General features: G+C 58.2%; 14 protein-coding genes. 8 read left to right on the top strand and 6 right to left on the bottom strand.

Annotation, left to right across the window (positions count from 1 at the left end):
• Positions 1-206 precede the first annotated feature (206 nt).
• Entirely contained in the window at positions 207-1,037 is an 831-nt protein-coding gene (locus KVG88_RS02930) for an undecaprenyl-diphosphate phosphatase (protein ID WP_150700515.1), read from the top strand.
• Positions 1,034-1,462, top strand: coding sequence for a DUF1294 domain-containing protein (locus KVG88_RS02925; protein WP_217870277.1), 429 nt, complete (start codon positions 1,034-1,036; stop codon positions 1,460-1,462). Before KVG88_RS02930 ends, KVG88_RS02925 begins: the two co-directional genes overlap by 4 nt.
• 11 nt (positions 1,463-1,473) lie before the next feature.
• Here KVG88_RS02925 and KVG88_RS02920 read toward each other — a convergent pair whose 3' ends face one another.
• Both KVG88_RS02920 and KVG88_RS02915 read right to left on the bottom strand, forming a co-directional pair.
• On the bottom strand, positions 1,474-1,833 hold the full coding sequence (locus KVG88_RS02920; protein ID WP_217870276.1) for an MmcQ/YjbR family DNA-binding protein: 360 nt from the start codon (positions 1,831-1,833) through the stop codon (positions 1,474-1,476).
• Positions 1,830-2,738, bottom strand: coding sequence for a LysR substrate-binding domain-containing protein (locus tag KVG88_RS02915; protein WP_150700512.1), 909 nt, complete (start codon positions 2,736-2,738; stop codon positions 1,830-1,832). Before KVG88_RS02915 ends, KVG88_RS02920 begins: the two co-directional genes overlap by 4 nt.
• 132 nt (positions 2,739-2,870) lie before the next feature.
• On the opposite strand from KVG88_RS02915, the gene KVG88_RS02910 reads away from it, so the two are divergent.
• Positions 2,871-3,482, top strand: a complete 612-nt coding sequence (locus KVG88_RS02910; RefSeq protein ID WP_217870275.1) for an FMN-dependent NADH-azoreductase — start codon at positions 2,871-2,873, stop codon at positions 3,480-3,482.
• A 168-nt stretch (positions 3,483-3,650) separates the two neighbouring features.
• Positions 3,651-4,688 carry an alpha/beta hydrolase family protein gene (locus tag KVG88_RS02905; RefSeq protein ID WP_217870274.1) on the top strand — a complete coding sequence of 346 codons (1,038 nt, stop codon included), beginning with the start codon at positions 3,651-3,653 and terminating at the stop codon, positions 4,686-4,688.
• Between the two features lie 78 nt (positions 4,689-4,766).
• Here KVG88_RS02905 and KVG88_RS02900 read toward each other — a convergent pair whose 3' ends face one another.
• The gene (locus KVG88_RS02900; protein WP_150700509.1) at positions 4,767-5,948 is read right to left on the bottom strand and encodes an MFS transporter; all 1,182 of its coding nucleotides are present in this window, start codon (positions 5,946-5,948) and stop codon (positions 4,767-4,769) included.
• 234 nt (positions 5,949-6,182) lie between these two features.
• Positions 6,183-7,769: an ABC-F family ATPase gene (locus tag KVG88_RS02895; protein ID WP_150700508.1), complete on the bottom strand. Its 1,587-nt coding sequence runs from the start codon at positions 7,767-7,769 to the stop codon at positions 6,183-6,185.
• Between the two features lie 393 nt (positions 7,770-8,162).
• On the opposite strand from KVG88_RS02895, the gene lpxO reads away from it, so the two are divergent.
• Complete coding sequence (gene lpxO / locus KVG88_RS02890) at positions 8,163-9,062, top strand: lipid A hydroxylase LpxO (RefSeq protein ID WP_150700507.1); 900 nt, start codon at positions 8,163-8,165, stop codon at positions 9,060-9,062.
• Between the two features lie 136 nt (positions 9,063-9,198).
• On the opposite strand, the gene ku is transcribed toward lpxO, so the two are convergent.
• Positions 9,199-10,059, bottom strand: coding sequence for a non-homologous end joining protein Ku (gene ku / locus KVG88_RS02885; RefSeq protein ID WP_217870273.1), 861 nt, complete (start codon positions 10,057-10,059; stop codon positions 9,199-9,201).
• A 190-nt stretch (positions 10,060-10,249) separates the two neighbouring features.
• Here ku and KVG88_RS02880 point away from each other — a divergent pair, with 190 nt between their 5' ends.
• A complete protein-coding gene (locus KVG88_RS02880) occupies positions 10,250-10,609 on the top strand; it encodes a hypothetical protein (RefSeq protein WP_217870272.1) in 360 nt (119 codons plus the stop codon).
• A gap of 52 nt (positions 10,610-10,661) precedes the next feature.
• On the top strand, positions 10,662-11,813 hold the full coding sequence (locus KVG88_RS02875) for a PQQ-dependent sugar dehydrogenase (RefSeq protein WP_217870271.1): 1,152 nt from the start codon (positions 10,662-10,664) through the stop codon (positions 11,811-11,813).
• Between the two features lie 33 nt (positions 11,814-11,846).
• Here the strand turns inward: KVG88_RS02875 and rimI are convergent, their stop codons facing one another.
• Entirely contained in the window at positions 11,847-12,944 is a 1,098-nt protein-coding gene (gene rimI / locus KVG88_RS02870; RefSeq protein WP_217870270.1) for a ribosomal protein S18-alanine N-acetyltransferase, read from the bottom strand.
• Positions 12,945-13,036: 92 nt separating this feature from the next.
• On the opposite strand from rimI, the gene KVG88_RS02865 reads away from it, so the two are divergent.
• On the top strand, positions 13,037-14,638 hold the full coding sequence (locus KVG88_RS02865) for a RimK family ATP-grasp domain-containing protein (protein WP_225933840.1): 1,602 nt from the start codon (positions 13,037-13,039) through the stop codon (positions 14,636-14,638).
• Positions 14,639-14,643: the final 5 nt, after the last annotated feature.

Genomic DNA, 14,643 nt, shown 5'->3' with positions numbered 1-14,643 from the left:
GGTCCGATAACGCGGCAGCGCTTTTCAGACTTGTCTGATAGGATTTCGGCCCGTCGCGCAGAAACCTGAATCCAAATTGATTTTTCACGCAAATTTCAGGGTTCAGAGGGGGCTTTGCGCGCGCGGACTTCAACTACGCTGATCGCAGTGAACGCTTGGAAAATACTGACGGGGCATGCGCAAACGCATAGCCTTTTGGGGGATTGATGGATCTTTGGACTGCCTTTCAGGCTTTGATTCTTGGCGTTATAGAAGGGCTGACAGAGTTTTTGCCCATTTCCAGTACCGGGCACCAGATCATCGTTGCGGACTTGCTCGACTTCGGTGGTGAACGCGCCATGGCGTTCAATATCATCATTCAGCTGGGGGCGATCCTGGCGGTGGTGTGGGAGTTTCGGCGCAAGATTTTCGACGTGGTCGTGGGGTTGCCTACCCAGCCGAGTGCACGACGTTTTACTGCCAACCTGCTGATTGCCTTTCTGCCGGCGGTGGTATTGGGGGTGATTTTCGCCGACCTGATTCACCACTACCTGTTCAACCCGATTACCGTGGCCACGGCCTTGGTCGTGGGTGGGGTGATCATGTTGTGGGCTGAAAAGCGCCAGCATGAAGTGCACGCCGAAACGGTCGACGACATCACCTGGAAAGACGCGCTGAAGGTGGGCTTTGCCCAATGCCTGGCGATGATTCCGGGTACCTCGCGCTCCGGCTCGACGATCATTGGCGGCCTGCTGTTCGGCCTGTCGCGCAAGACCGCTACCGAGTTCTCGTTCTTCCTGGCCATGCCGACCATGGTCGGTGCTGCGGTTTATTCGGGCTACAAGTACCACAAGCTGTTCGTACCGGCCGACTTCCCGGTGTTCGCGATCGGATTCGTCACCGCGTTCATCTTCGCGATGATCGCCGTACGCGGCTTGCTCAAATTCATCGCCAGCCACAGTTATGCGGCGTTTGCCTGGTATCGGATTGCTTTCGGCCTGTTGATTCTGGCCACTTGGCAGTTCGGTTGGGTCGACTGGACTGCGGCCAAGCCATGAGTGACGGCAGCGCGCGCAGAAACCCCGGGCGCCCATCCGGCGGAGAGACCCGTTACCTTCGGCTGAAATGGCTGGTCTTTGCGATCCTGTGCGCGCTGCCGCTGTTCGGTTCGACCTCGATGTGGCTTCACGGGGTATCGACGATTCCCCTGGCGGCCTACGGCATCGTCAGTGTTCTGACGTTTTTGCTGTACTGGAGCGACAAGCGCAAGGCGCGCGCCGATCAGTGGCGAACCCCGGAAAACGTGCTGCATGCGTTGGAGTTCGCCGGTGGCTGGCCGGGCGCTTTACTGGCTCAGCAAGTGTTCCGGCACAAGACGCGCAAGGTGTCCTTTCAAGTGGTGTTCTGGTTCATCGTGTTACTGCACCAGGTATTCTGGATTGACCACTTGTTCCTGGGTGCACACCTGTTCGCGCTGTTTTAAAGCAGCAACATTTAAAGCAGTAATCCGACCTGGGTGCGCTTGGGCAATTTGCTGACCACCAGTTGGTGGGAGCGTTGTATCAGTCCTTTGAGTTCATCGGCGCCCAGCGGGTAGGGCGTTGCCATGATGATCCATTGGGCGCGCGCCAGATACGGCGCCGGATGAATCCCCGGGCGGTCGCAATGACCGAGAAACAAATCCTTGTCGACCTTGAACGCCAGGGACGCACCGCGCAGGTTTTGCAGCGCGAACATCTTGTTCCCGGCAATCGAAAATACCCGCACACCGCCCCATTTGTAGTCTTCCCGCGCACCCGGCAGCGTAAGACAAAATGCCGCGACGTCCTCTTCGCTCATGCGTCCAGCCTTCATATCAAACGATCCCCGCAAGCATTGAATGTTTCAATCAGATGGTCGAGCCAGGCGCGTACGGCCGGCATCACACCGCGTCGATGAGGGTAGACCGCTTGCAGCCAACCGCCCGGCAACGACCACTCTGGCAGCAATTGCACCAGCGAGCCGTTTGCCAATTCTTGTTCGCAGTACATCATCGGCAACGTGGTAAAGCCTTGGCCGGCGAGGGCGCAAGTCTTGCGCACGATGAAGTCATCTATGCCTAACCGCGCCTCAAGGGACAGTTCATGGCTTTTGCCATCACCGTCCACCAGGCGAATGTGCACCATCCGATCGGGTTCGAGGGCGCCAAGCACCGGCAAGCTTTTGAGGTCATCGGGATGGCTGATGTCATGTCCCTTGATGAAGTCCGGGCTGGCCACCACGAGCATTTGTGCCTGCCGCAGGCGGCGGGTGACCAGCAGCGGGTCTTCGTCGCCGGGCTCGCGCACGCGCAAAGCGACGTCGACACCCTCGGTCACCAGATCGACGCGCCGGTTGACCAGCATCACCTCCAGCTGCACCTGGGGGAATTTCTCCAGAAAGCTGCTGATCACCCCTGGCAACATCTCATGCGCCAGGCCCACCGGCGAAGAAACACGCAAGCGCCCGCGCGGTTCGCTGGACATGCTGGCCACGGCTTCATCGGCCATTTCCGCTTCCAGCAACATCGCCTGGCAGTGCCGCAGGTAACGTTCCCCCACGGCCGTCAACTTGAGTTGGCGGGTGGTGCGTTGCAGCAAGCGGGCGCCGAGGCGTTCTTCCAGTTCGGCAATGCGCCGCGACAGGCGCGACTTGGGAATCCCCAGCAAACGCCCGGCCGCCGCGAAGCCGCCAGCCTCGACGACTTTGGCAAAGTAATAAAGGTCATTGAGGTCTTGCATGGGTCGTATCTCGATTGTTCTACCAGTGAGACGAACTATCGCATTGTTGCACGCTAATCAGCTATTGGTTTCATCTGTAGGATTGTCTCCATCAGATCGCCCTTGCGGGCGATCCTCACCTGGAGATCCCACATGAAACTGCTGCACATCGATTCGAGCATTCTTGGTGACAACTCGGCTTCCCGTCAGCTGAGTGGCGAAGTGGTTAAAGCCTGGCAAGCCGCCGAGCCGTCTGCTGTGGTGACTTACCGCGACCTGGCTGCCGACGCCATCAGCCATTTCTCCGCGACTACCCTGGTTGCCGCCGGCACCACCGCCGAACTGCGTGACGCCGCGCAACAGCACGAAGCCGAACTCAGCGCCCAGACCCTGGCTGAATTCCTCGCCGCCGACGCCGTCGTGATTGCCGCGCCGATGTACAACTTCACCATCCCGACCCAACTCAAGGCCTGGATCGACCGCATCGCCGTTGCCGGTCAGACCTTCCGTTACACCGAAGCCGGCCCTGAAGGCCTGTGTGGTGGCAAGAAAGTGGTGATTGTTTCGACTTCCGGCGGTTTGCACGCTGGCCAGGCGACCGGTGTTGCCCACGAAGACTACTTGAAAGTGCTGTTCGGCTTCATCGGCATCACCGATATCGAATTCGTTCGTGCCCACGGTCTGGCCTACGGTGACGAAGTGCGCACCAAAGCCATGAGCGACGCGCACACACAAATCAGCGAGCAGTTGTTCGCCGCCGCGTAAGGCTTTCGTAAAAGCAGCCACCGTACAGGTAAAGCCCTAAAAAACTCTGTATTCTGGATACGCAAGTACCAGGTACGGAGTTTTTTGTTTCTGGTCGTTACAGATTGTGGCCCAAGATATGCAGTCAAGGGTTTACGTCTATGGTCCGGTAACAAGGTGGGGCATCCCATGATGCGTCTTTGTGCAGCTTTACTGATTTGCCTGTCAGGCAGCCTGAATTCAGTGCACGCCGCCCCCGCGCCGCATCCTCACTGGAGCGTCGGTTACCACGAGATGAGTTTTCTCGACCCGCTGGATCTGCAACCGATGCGCGCCATCGCGTTCTATCCCTCCAGCGAAAAAGAACATTCCAGCAAACTTGAGGGCTATTCGGTCGAAGCCGGCGAAGACACCAAAGTCGCCATGGGCCGCTTCCCGATGCTGATGCTTTCCCACGGCAACACCGGCACCCCGCTGGCCTTGCACGATCTGGCCACTTCATTGGCACGCAAGGGCTTTGTGGTCGTGGCGGTCATTCATCCGGGTGACAACTCCAAGGACCACAGTCGCCTCGGCACCTTGAGCAATCTCTACGGACGGCCGATTCAGATTTCCGAAGCGATTACCGCGACGTTGGGCGACCGCATGCTCGCGCCTTTCGTCAATGCTGACCAGGTTGGTGTGATCGGTTATTCGGCGGGTGGGGAGACCGCGTTGATACTGTCCGGTGCGACGCCGGACCTGGATCGCCTGCGTCGTTACTGCCAGGAACGTCCGGATGACCGCGATGCCTGTAACACCCAAGGCGAACTGATCGTCGATCGTGATGATTTGCAACCGGTGGCTGACCCTCGAGTTCACGCGCTGTTACTGATGGCGCCGCTCAGCCTGAAATTCGGCCGTCACACCCTTGCCGACGTGCATGTACCGGTGCTGCTGTACAGCGGCGATGGCGACAAACTGGTGCCGTTCGACAAGAACGCCGCCGCACTGGCGCGCAAACTGCCTGTCGCGCCGGACTTCAAGCTGCTGGCGGGAGCAGGGCACTTCGTGTTCATGGCACCGTGCAACGACGAGCAAATCGTGATCATGCCGGCCCTGTGCACCGATGCGGATGGCGTCGACCGGGAAGACATTCATCGCAATCTGGTGACTGAAGCGGGGCGCTTCTTCTCGCGTACTCTGGGCAAGGCGACGCGGGCCGGGATGCAGACGGCGGATCAATAGATAAAAGATCGCAGCCTTCGGCAGCTCCTACATTGAAATGCGGACCCTGTAGGAGCTGCCGAATGCTGCGATCTTTTGCTAGGCCCGATGCTTAAGCAGCAAGGTCAACGCCAATGCACTGACCGACAGCAGTGCCGCGCAAAAGAAAATCCACGAATACCCCAAATTCAGCGCAATGGCCCCCATCAACGGGCCGGCGATCGCCAGCGCCAGATCGAAAAACACTGCATAAGCACTCAGCCCCGCACCACGGCTGGAATTGGGCACCTGTTTGATTGCCTCGACACCCAACGCCGGATACACCAGCGACAGGCCAAACCCAGTCAGGCCGGCGCCGATCAAGGCATAACCGGTCGACGGCGCGAGCCAGAGCAGCACCAGGCCAACGGTTTCGATGGTCATGCAGGCAATGGCCGAGGTGAATCCGCCAAAACGGCTGATGCTGGAAATGAACAGCAACCGCGCCAGTATGAAGCACACACCGAACACCGTCAGGCAGTACGCCGCGCCGGTCCAGCCGCGGTTGACGTAGTACAACGTGATAAACGTCGTCAGGGTGCCATAACCGATGGAGGCCAGGCTCAGGCTCGCCCCAAACGGCGCAATGCGCCCGAACACGGCCCAGAACGGCAAGCGCTCACCGCGCACCACCGGCACCGACGGTTTGTTGCGGATCAACAGCAGCGCCATCAACGCCAATGCGCTAAGCGCAATCCCCAGGCTGGCAAAGCCCAATTGACCGACCATCACCACGCCCAGCGGCGCACCAATGGCAATGGCGCCGTACGAGGCGATGCCGTTCCACGAGATCGAACGCGCCGTGTGCTCCGCGCCGACCTGGCCCATGCACCAACTGATGGTGCCGACGCCGATCAAACCCTGGGCGACCCCCAGCAACAAACGTCCGGCAATCAGGATCAGCAGGCTTAATAAAGGAAGGCTTTGCAGCAAGGTCGATAACAAGGTCAGACCGCCGCTGAGGACAATCCCCGACAAGCCGTAAACGATGGCGCGCTTGGTGCCAACGCTGTCGGACATGCGCCCGGCCATCGGCCGACTCAGCAGCGTGGCGAGGTACTGCGAGCCAATGGTCAAGCCTGCGACGACGGCGCTGAAACCAAGCTGTTCATGCACATACCCCGGCAATACCGCAATCGGCAGGCCGATGCAGAGGAAGGCAATGAAGGTATAGAAAACGATGGAGACGATCTGCAGGGTGATCGCCATGGAGCTTTGCGTGGGCTGTTGCTGCGCAGACATGAGGGCTCGTTCGCGGGCGGCGGTGGGAGTTCTGCATGATGGCGCGGCGTTGCGATAAAAGAAAGCAGGCTAACGATTAAAAGATCGCAGCCTTCGGCAGCTCCTGCATCAATTATCAGCGCGCCTTGTAGGAGCTGCCGAAGGCTGCGATCTTTTGATCTTTGAAACAAAAAGCCCCGTCACCAGGACAGGGCTTTCAACTTGTAGCTTGCAGCTTGTAACTCATCGCTGCTTTTAGAACACCACACCCTGGCTACGCAGGTAATCGTCGTACGTACCGCTGAAGTCGGTCACGCCGTTCGGGCTCAGCTCAATGATGCGGGTGGCCAGCGACGAAACGAACTCACGGTCGTGGCTGACGAAGATCAGCGTGCCCGGGTAGTTTTCCAGCGCCAGGTTCAGCGACTCGATGGATTCCATGTCCAAGTGGTTGGTTGGTTCGTCCATCACCAGTACGTTCGGCTTTTGCAGGATCAGCTTGCCGAACAGCATGCGACCTTGCTCACCACCGGAGATGACCTTGACCGACTTGAGGATCTCGTCGTTGGAGAACAGCATGCGGCCCAGGGTGCCACGAATGATCTGCTCACCCTGAGTCCACTGGCCCATCCAGTCGAACAGGCTGACGTCATCTTCGAAGTCATGTGCGTGGTCCTGAGCGTAGTAGCCCAGCTCCGCGCTTTCGGTCCATTTCACGGAACCGGCGTCCGGAGTCAGCTCGCCCATCAGGGTACGCAGCAGGGTGGTCTTGCCGATACCGTTCGGGCCGATGATCGCTACGCGCTCGCCGGCTTCAACGGTGAAGCTGAAGTTCTTGAACAGGGTCTTGCCGTCGAAGCCTTTGGACATCTGCTCGATGGTCACGGCCTGGCGGTGCAGCTTTTTGGTCTGCTCGAAGCGGATGAACGGGCTCACGCGGCTCGATGGTTTGACCTCGGCCAGCTGGATCTTGTCGATCTGCTTGGCGCGGGAAGTCGCCTGCTTGGCTTTCGAGGCGTTGGCCGAGAAGCGGCTGACGAAGGTTTGCAGCTCGGAGATCTGCGCTTTCTTCTTGGCGTTGTCCGACAGCAGTTGCTCGCGGGACTGAGTGGCCGCCGTCATGTACTCGTCGTAGTTGCCCGGGAACAGACGCAGCTCGCCGTAGTCCAGGTCAGCCATGTGGGTGCACACGCTGTTGAGGAAGTGACGGTCGTGGGAAATGATGATCATGGTGCTGTTACGCGCCTTGAGGATCGTTTCGAGCCAACGAATGGTGTTGATGTCCAGGTGGTTGGTTGGTTCGTCGAGCAACAGCACTTCAGGATCGGAGAACAATGCCTGAGCCAGCAATACCCGCAGTTTCCAGCCTGGAGCGACTTCGGACATCGGGCCAAAATGCTGTTCCAGGGGAATGCCCAGACCCAGCAGCAGTTCACCGGCACGGGATTCGGCGGTGTAGCCGTCCATTTCAGCGAATTCGGTTTCCAGCTCGGCCACGGCCATGCCGTCGTCTTCGCTCATTTCTGGCAGCGAGTAGATACGGTCACGCTCGGCTTTAACCTTCCACAGCTCTTCGTGACCCATGATCACGGTGTCGATCACGGTGAATTCTTCGTAGGCGAACTGGTCCTGGCGCAATTTACCCAGACGCACGTTCGGCTCCAGCATGACCTGACCGCCAGACGGCTCGAGGTCGTTGCCGAGAATCTTCATGAACGTCGACTTGCCGCAACCGTTGGCGCCGATCAAGCCGTAACGGTTGCCACCGTTGAATTTGACCGAAACGTTTTCGAATAGCGGCTTGGCGCCGAACTGCATCGTGATGTTAGCTGTAGAGATCAAAGGTTTTTCCTGCGAAGCATTCAGAGTAGCCAGGGTGGCGGCTGGACCGCGCTTGACCCGAGTCAAAGTGCGCTGACACGGGGTTTTTTCCGTCATCAACGAAGTGGCGCGTAAAGTTTGGCGGCGATTGTACTGGTCTGGCTCTCTAAACGATAGGGCAATGAGGTCGCAGCGTCGCTTTGGCCGAATCTGTGCACATATTTTCACTGTTATAGGTTAACTATTGGTTACAAAGTGTGGCTAAAATGCCATCTCTCACCCTGGCCGACGTACAGCCCTGCTCGAAATAGGGCCACCGGGCGTGTTGTTTCGTAATCAGACGCTGCACAAGACCCGAGAGCCGATGGCTGGCAGGGGGCGCAGTTTGTTCACTTCTGACGTGTGACGATTTCCGTGAAACTGATCATTGCCGCTGTCTACGTTGTATCCATCGCGTACGTCCATTTGCGTGGTCGCGTGCGCCACAAGTTGGGTCGCCAATTAAGCGATCACTCGACGTTTCTGGCGCCGATCAATTGCTTCCTTTACCTGTTCTCGAAAATCCCCAACAAACCTTACCTCGATCCAGCGGACTTTCCTGACCTGAGCCCATTGCAGACCCATTGGGAAGAAATTCGCGCCGAAGGCCAGAACCTGTTGCGGGCTGGCGAGATCAAGCGCTCCAACCAATACGACGACGTGGGTTTCAACTCGTTCTTCAAGACTGGCTGGAAGCGTTTCTATCTCAAGTGGTACGGCGACAGTCACCCCTCCGCGATGAAGCTGTGCCCGCGCACCACCGAGCTGGTGCAGAGCATCGGCTCGATCAAGGCCGCCATGTTCGCCGAGCTGCCGCCGGGCTCCAAGCTGGTTCGTCACCGCGACCCGTATGCCGGTTCCTACCGGTATCACCTGGGCCTGGAAACGCCGAATGACGCCGGCTGCTACATCAACGTCGACGGCGAGAACTACCACTGGCGTGATGGCGAAGCGGTGATGTTCGACGAGACCTTCATTCATTACGCTGAAAACACCACGCAGCAGAACCGTATCATTCTGTTCTGCGACGTCGAGCGCCCCATGAAGTATCGCTGGGCGGCGGCGTTCAACGGCTGGTTCAGCCGCAATGTGATGTCGGCTGCAGGCGCGCCGAACGAGGCGGGTGACAAGACCGGTGGCATCAACCGTTTGTTCGGCAAGATCTACAAGATTCGTTTGCGTGCCAAGGAACTGAAGAAGCGTAATCGCAAGCTCTATTACTTGCAGAAGTGGGCGTTCTTCGGTGGGTTGCTGGCGATTTTTGTTCTGGTGTGATTCATTCTTTTGCCAAGCCGACGCCATCGCGGGCAAGCCCGCTCCCACAGAGTTCCAGGGTGTGATTGAGATTTTTGCCTCTCTACAACCACTGTGGGAGCGGGTTTGCCCGCGATGAGGCCGGTACTCCGGGACATCACTTACTGACTTTTTTCCGCGCAGCCGGTTTACTCGCCGACTTGGTTTTCGCAGGCGCCTTGGCCGCGCTTTTACCTCCAAGGCTGCGTTTGAGCAATTCGGTCAAATCAATCACATCCGCAGTCTTACGGGTCTCTTCCCCGGTGTCCGTTTCCACATCCTCGATCTTGCCTTCATGGGCCTTCTTGTCCACCAGCGCCATGATCTTCTCTTCGAAACCGTCGCGATAATCCTCCGGCGTCCACTCGGCGCTCATGTCATCGACCAGGCGCTTGGCCATGTCCAGTTCACCTTTGGCCAGCTCGGCCTTGGTGACGTCTGGCCCCAATGCCAGCTCATCCAGGCTGCGAACTTCCGCCGGCCAGCGCAGTTTCACCAAGACCAGTGCAGAATCCAGAGGCATCAATGCCGCAAGGTACTGGCGGGTATGCAGCACCACGCGCGCCAAGGCGACCTTTTTGGTTTTGGTGAGGGTTTCGCGCAGTAATGCGTAGACCTTGCCGCCGCGTTTGTCCGGCGCCAGGTAGTAGGGGGTATCGATGTTTTGCAGCGGAATCTGCTCGCCGTCGACAAAGGCGAAAATATCGATGGTCTGGGTCGACAGCGGGTGCGCCGAGCGGATTTCTTCCTCGCTGAGCACCACATACCGACCTTTTTCGTAAGCGACACCTTTGACGATATGTTCTTTGTTCACTTCCTTGCCGGTGACCTTGTTGACGCGCTTGTAACCCACCGGGTCCATGGTGCGGCTGTCGAGCCAGTCGAAGTCCACCCCTTGGGATGAGGTTGCCGAGACCAGTGCCACAGGTATGTGGACCAACCCGAAACTGATTGCGCCTTTCCAGATTGCCCTTGCCATGGTCGTCTTCTCGCCAGTGATGATCAGGTGACCGGTGGCCTTGGGTAAAAGTTTCAGTCAGCTGTGGCCAGCGCCGTTCGGGGGATCAACTTCGTGTTACATCTTGCCGTGGAGGTTTTGATTAACAAATCCGAACCCGGGGCGTAGCGTGCTATCGAAGTCCTTACACGCGAGCGTCCAGAGGCAACCCATGAACAGAAGCATTCCTGGCTTCATCCTGCTGGCCTTGGGCGGCTTTCTCGGCCCGTTGGCCCAGGCGCAAGCCCCATCGCCCCATGCACCATTGGTGGTGGCGCAGAATCTGCCGAACAGCGGCAACAACAACCCATACAACAGTCCGATTCGCCGGGCCAACCCCAATAGCATGCAAGGCACTCAGCCAAGCGCTCCGGCCATTCGCGGGCCGAACACTGTGCCCGTGCCGCGTCCGCCGACCCTCGACAACGGTGGCATCGGCAATCGCTCTCCGCAGACGCCGGCGGCACCTGCCAGTCCGCCCAAATTCATTCCCAACCCACCTGCCCGGAGCTCGGGCAGCCAGACTCGTTGAACGGCAGACCTCTGCGGTCTGCCCACCATTCTCATGACAAAAGGAATCGTGCATGTTGCGTAAAACCCTTCTGACCGTTGTCTGTGCCAGTACGTTATTGACCGCCACACTGCCTGCCTTGGCCGCGTCCACTCAGGCCATGAAAAGCGAACAAGGCACCCTTGAAGTCACGACGATTGCCAAGGGGCTGGAGCATCCGTGGTCCGTGGCGTTTCTGCCCGACCGACAAGGCATGCTGGTGACTGAACGGCCCGGCAACCTGCGGCTGGTCGGCACCGATGGCAAGCTGTCGGCACCGATCAGTGGCGTGCCCAAGGTCTGGGCCAAGGGGCAGGGCGGTTTGCTCGATGTGGTGTTGTCACCCGACTTCAAGCAAGACCGCTTGATCTACCTGTCTTACGCCGAGGGTGGCGGTCAGGGTGACAAGGCCGGCACGGCGGTCGGGCGCGGGCGGCTGTCCGATGACCTGACGAGCCTCAAGGACTTTACGGTGATTTTCCGTCAGGAGCCGAAGCTCTCCGTTGGCAACCATTTTGGTTCGCGGCTGGTGTTCGACCGTGACGGCTATCTGTTCATCACCTTGGGAGAAAACAACGACCGGCCCACCGCACAAGACCTCGACAAACTGCAGGGCAAGGTCGTACGAATCTATCCTGACGGCAAAATACCGGACGATAACCCTTTTGTCGGCCAGGCCGGTGTCCGTCCCGAGATCTGGTCCTACGGCGTGCGCAACCCGCAAGGGGCGGCGCTCAATCCCTGGACCGGCACCCTGTGGGAAAACGAACACGGCCCTCGCGGTGGTGACGAGTTGAACGTCATCGAGCGTGGCAAAAACTACGGATGGCCTCTGGCGACCCATGGCATCAACTACTCCGGCCAGCCCATCCCGGAAGCCCAGGGCAAAACCGCTGAAGGCACCGTCGATCCGCGACACTTCTGGGAAAAATCCCCGGGATTGAGTGGCATGGCATTCTACGACAGCGACCGCTTCAAGCCATGGCAGCACAATGTGTTCATCGGCGCGCTGGTGACTCAGGAACTGATCCGCTTGCAGTTCGATGGCGATAAGGTGGTCCACGAAGAGCGCTTGCTGGGTGAACTCAACAAGCGCATCCGCGACGTGCGACAGGGGCCGGACGGCTACCTGTATGTGCTGACCGACGAAGCGGACGGCAGCTTGTACAAGGTGGGCCTCAAATAACAACTCACCTCAAACCCCTACACCGGGGAGCGTTCAGGGTTGGGCAAACAGGATGACTGCCGCCCTGAGTTTGTCCCGGCCAAAACTGCACATTTTTTCGAACTCCCCATGGCTGACCGGCACATGCTGGCAGTCCATGGGTTGGCGATGCTGACTGTGGTCCACATCGGGATCGTGCAGGTAGACAAACTCTTCGTCGCAATCGGTAACGATCACCCAGTGTGGTGATTTCGAGCGGGTCAGGCGATAGCTGCTGATCAGCACCAAAGGCTGCCCACCATTTTCCAACAACTGTGGCAGATTCAATGGCCCGCCGACTTCACGCTCCACGGCACTGGCAATTAGCTGGGCCGTGAACTCTTCATGCACCAGGCGCATTACGTCTTTTTTATGCTCGTTGCGCACACCGTCGAGGAACAATGGGCCGGTCATGCTCAGTTGCAGGCGCACTCGAAACCCACGCCGAGCGGCAGCCAACGCCAGGCCTTGAGGACTGCAACCGCCGTGGCCGGAGGTCATGAATACGGTCGTCGCCTCGCGCCAGATTTGCAGTTCTTCGCGGCGCTCCAGCAATCGATTCCGTTGGAGCGCACCCATGGCCATCAGCAGGCAGGCCGGACCGCAAGTAAATTCAGTGGTCTGCGGGTAGTAAGGCACTTGGATACTTCGCGATTCGCGGTGCTGAAGGATGCGTTTTTCCAGGCGCAGCGCATCGGCATGGTCTTGGTAATAGTCGTGAATCAGAGCGAAGCGCCGGTAGCCATTACGCTCATACAGGGCAATCGCCGCCGGATTGTCGAGACGCACCTCCAGCCGCAAATACGCGCAATCGTGCTCTAGAGCACAGGCTTCTATTCGATCAAGTAACTGCTTGCCCAAACCAGTGCCCCGGGCTTGAGCAGCGATGGCGATCGAATACAAACGGGCCAGCGACGTCCCCCTATGGAACAGCACCACGGCGTAACCCATCAGCTGCTCATCGTATTGGGCCACCAACAGTTTCCCGTGGGCGCGGGTGATCATCCATTGAAAGCTGCGACTGTTGAGTCGATCGGTGGTGAAGCATTGCTCCTCCAGTTGCAGTAACGCGGGTAAATCTTCCAATACCGCCAAACGAAAAAACGTATTCATATGACCGCCGTAAAAGTTGCGTAACGAAACGGGACTTCCGTAAAACTTCGTGCTTAATAGGAAAGGTCTTGTTCACCCACGGATCAAACTCTATGTCAGCGGTACAAGGTCATTGGCGCGAAGTATCCGAGCAAACTTTGCCGGCGGCAATAACTTCTGCAACTTATTTAAGTGGCTCTGTTTCAAATGAGGCAGGCAGAACTTCCAGCCAGTTGATTATCATCGTCGAGCGCAAGGAAGACTGGGCCTCTTACTTTCCCAGCGAGGACATCGTCACGGCTCAGGAATACCTGGAGCAAACCCGCGACAACGAACAGGGCAAGCGGGTGCAGGTCATCAACCTGTGCCGCAGCTACAAGTACCTGGGGCACGGCTATTACTGCTCGCTGCTGGCTGAAGCTCGTGGGCACAAAGTCATTCCGTCAGTGCGGACCATCAGCGAACTGACACGCAAATCCCTGTATGGCCTGGCGTTGGACGACTTGGATAAAACGCTGGAAAAAGCCCTCAGCCATCACGCTTACAGCGATACCGAAGGGTTTACCCTGACGCTTTATTTTGGCAAGACCAATATAGAACCCTTGCAGGATTTAGCGCGGCAGCTATTTGAAGTGTTTGCCTGTCCGATTCTGTTAGTTGAGTTTCGTCGAACTAACGGGTGGCACATCGAAGGCATCAAGTCAGGTGCGCTGCATAAGTTGCGTGAAGATCAGGAAGATCAATTTGCCCATTCGCTCGACAACTTCAGTCGCAAGATCTGGCGCATGCCGCGATCCCGCCGATTGGCCCGATACGACCTGGCCATCCTGCACGATCCGCAAGAAGCCTTGCCGCCGTCCAATGCCAAGGCGCTGGACAACTTCGTCCGGGTTGGCAGGACGCTGGGCATCGATGTCGAACTGATCGAGCGCAAGGACTACTCGCGGATTGCCGAATACGATGGTTTGTTGATCCGCGAGACCACCAGCGTCGACAACCACACGTACCGTTTCGCCAAGAAAGCCGAGAGTGAAGGGCTGGTGGTGATGGACGACCCGGCGTCGATTCTGCGTTGTACCAACAAGGTGTACCTGACCGATCTGCTCAAGAGTCATCAATTGGGCATGCCCGCCACCGAAATTCTTTACAAGGAACGACCGGAAGATTTCGAGCGGGTAGGCGAACGCCTGGGGTTCCCGCTGGTGCTGAAGATTCCCGACGGTTGTTTCTCCCGCGGCGTGATCAAGGTCGAAAACCAGCAAGCGTTACTCGAAGCCACCGCCGAGCTGTTCGATCATTCAGTGCTGTTGCTGGCGCAGGAGTTCTTCTACACCGAATACGACTGGCGCATCGGGGTACTCAATCGCAAGCCGATCTTTGCTTGCCAGTACTTCATGTCCAAGGGCCACTGGCAAATCTACAACCACAAGGCCAAGGGCCAGGACATCAATGGTGAATGCCGCACGCTGGCGGTGCACGAAGTGCCGCGAGCGGTGGTGGAACTGGCAGTGAAAACGGCCAACTTGATCGGCGATGGTCTCTATGGCGTCGACCTTAAGCAATCCGGGGACAAAGTCGTGGTGATCGAGGTCAACGACAACCCGAACATGGACGCCGGTATCGAAGATGCCTATTTGCAGGACGATTTGTATTCGCTGGTGCTCGAAGAGTTCGTGCGTCGCCTGGAACTGAAACGTCGCGGCCAGGCCTGGTGAGCGGA

The organism is Pseudomonas azerbaijanoccidentalis (assembly GCF_019145495.1).
In the GTDB taxonomy this organism is placed as follows: Bacteria; Pseudomonadota; Gammaproteobacteria; order Pseudomonadales; family Pseudomonadaceae; genus Aquipseudomonas; species Aquipseudomonas azerbaijanoccidentalis.
The sequence above is the reverse complement of the archived record's forward strand: the minus strand, read 5'-3'. Positions and strand labels throughout refer to the sequence as shown.

Excerpts from the sequence above, each read along its gene's own strand:
- ku (WP_217870273.1), bottom strand. The coding sequence starts at position 10,059 with ATGGCAAGGGCAATCTGGAAAGGCGCAATCAGTTTCGGGTTGGTCCAC.
- KVG88_RS02915 (WP_150700512.1), bottom strand. The coding sequence starts at position 2,738 with ATGCAAGACCTCAATGACCTTTATTACTTTGCCAAAGTCGTCGAGGCT.
- KVG88_RS02865 (WP_225933840.1), top strand. The coding sequence starts at position 13,037 with ATGTCAGCGGTACAAGGTCATTGGCGCGAAGTATCCGAGCAAACTTTG.
- KVG88_RS02920 (WP_217870276.1), bottom strand. The coding sequence starts at position 1,833 with ATGAAGGCTGGACGCATGAGCGAAGAGGACGTCGCGGCATTTTGTCTT.
- KVG88_RS02925 (WP_217870277.1), top strand. The coding sequence starts at position 1,034 with ATGAGTGACGGCAGCGCGCGCAGAAACCCCGGGCGCCCATCCGGCGGA.
- KVG88_RS02900 (WP_150700509.1), bottom strand. The coding sequence starts at position 5,948 with ATGTCTGCGCAGCAACAGCCCACGCAAAGCTCCATGGCGATCACCCTG.
- KVG88_RS02930 (WP_150700515.1), top strand. The coding sequence starts at position 207 with ATGGATCTTTGGACTGCCTTTCAGGCTTTGATTCTTGGCGTTATAGAA.
- KVG88_RS02880 (WP_217870272.1), top strand. The coding sequence starts at position 10,250 with ATGAACAGAAGCATTCCTGGCTTCATCCTGCTGGCCTTGGGCGGCTTT.
- KVG88_RS02910 (WP_217870275.1), top strand. The coding sequence starts at position 2,871 with ATGAAACTGCTGCACATCGATTCGAGCATTCTTGGTGACAACTCGGCT.
- rimI (WP_217870270.1), bottom strand. The coding sequence starts at position 12,944 with ATGAATACGTTTTTTCGTTTGGCGGTATTGGAAGATTTACCCGCGTTA.
- KVG88_RS02905 (WP_217870274.1), top strand. The coding sequence starts at position 3,651 with ATGATGCGTCTTTGTGCAGCTTTACTGATTTGCCTGTCAGGCAGCCTG.
- KVG88_RS02875 (WP_217870271.1), top strand. The coding sequence starts at position 10,662 with ATGTTGCGTAAAACCCTTCTGACCGTTGTCTGTGCCAGTACGTTATTG.